Annotated in this window: 1 protein-coding gene; it reads right to left on the reverse strand. The window is 57.3% G+C overall.

All coding sequences use genetic code 11. The features are described from left to right. Nucleotides 1–27: 27 nt before the first annotated feature. On the reverse strand, nt 28–1,269 hold the full coding sequence (locus EOM25_14755) for an ISL3 family transposase (GenBank protein NCC26437.1): 1,242 nt from the start codon (nt 1,267–1,269) through the stop codon (nt 28–30). Nucleotides 1,270–1,624: the final 355 nt, after the last annotated feature.

Raw genomic sequence — 1,624 nt, forward strand, 5'->3', positions numbered from 1 at the left:
GGCTCTTCGACGTTTGATGTGGAATTTTCACGGGCCTAGTAGCTCTGCGATGGGTGCACCAATCAGGTAGATCACGGTGATGAACGTCGTCACATTCCGATACCCCCTGGCACGTGTTCGGGCTGCCTGGAAGAGGCTGTTGAGGCTTTCCAGTCGGGCGTTGGTCAGAAGCGATTCCCATCGCCGCAGGATTCGGTCCAGATGGACTTCAAAGGTCTCCAATGCCTTGCGTACAGGCTCCAATAGCCGCGAATCATCGACGAGTTCCTTGGCGAAATTGAAAAACCGGGATGCTCTCCACCTTGCCGCCGAGCGGCTGTCCGCCTCACGGACCCAGCGTAACAGCTCTCTGACCCGAAAGGCCGTGGCTGTGGCCAAACCCCTTTCCTGCATCTCGTTGAGTGCTGCTTCCTGCTTTTGCGTGCGGTGCGTTTCCAGCGCCTTGAGCGTGGCCCAACGCGCGCCCTTGGGAAGCGCTACTTCCTTGTACTCGAGCCTCCGCACCTGGTCTATGGCTTTGGTGAATATCTGGACAACATGGAACCAATCCACCGTGACAGAGGCGCATGGAAATGTCTCTTCGGCCGCAGAGAGAAAGGCCGGCGACATATCGCAGACCACCTCAATCACGTTCTCGGATCTCCCGCCGTGTTCCTTGAGATGGTTGGCAAATTCTTTCAGGCATTGTTTGCCTTTGCCTGGTGTGGCGAAGATGACGGGACGCGTGACCCGGTCCATGTCCACGAAGATGGTGACGTAGTGATGGCCCCGCTTGGTGGCAGTCTCGTCGAGGCCGATGCCGCACAGTTTGCTCAGGTCGACCTGACCCATGGCCTTGAACACGTAATACTCCACGACGCGCCAGATGCGCTTGTCGGTGACGCCGACGTGGCTCGCGACCGCACTGATGGGCATTTCCCGGGCCAGAAGCATGACGACCTGCTCGAAAAGCAGGGTGAAGCCGCTGCCGGGACGAGCCCAGGGAACTTCGACTCGGCAGACGCCGTGTTCAGGACACGTGATGCGCGGGACCCTGGCTGTGATCTGGCAGTGGTGTTGGAAAAAGTTCAAATGTCTCCAAGTGAACTCCTTGAAATCATGAGCTTTGCAGAGCTTGGCGCAGACCGGGCAGGGATAGAGGGCTCCACGACCGGCATCGACCTCCAGGCGCAGTTCACTGGGTTGCTTGTGCAGGTCGAGTTCCTGGCTGACGACTTGCCAGGGTTCAGTGAGTCCGAGGCCAAGGGTGAGTAGATCATTAGCATTCACAAGTGGTTACCTCCTGATAGAGGCATCAAAGTACCTTGCTGACCAAGTTGCAGTCAATGAAGGGCATTTCCACATCAAACGTCGAAGAGCCCGAATTCATGCCCTTGTCCACGATGACCGTGACTTGCTCCCGGCCATACTTGCGCATGGCTTCGAGCATATCTTCCATGACACATTGGAACACCTTTGAGTCATGGCAGTTGCCTTCGTATTCCCGGTAAAAGAAAGGCAACCCGTTGTCCCTGGCCACCAGCAGGGCCAGGCCGACTTGGCGAAGCCAGTAGCGGCCCTCCTTGTTTTTGCCCCTTCGCGCCAGCTCGGAATCGGTATCGCTGGCCATGAAGGTGTAGTAGTT

The organism is Deltaproteobacteria bacterium, assembly GCA_009929795.1.
Lineage (GTDB): Bacteria > Desulfobacterota > Desulfovibrionia > Desulfovibrionales > Desulfomicrobiaceae > RZZR01.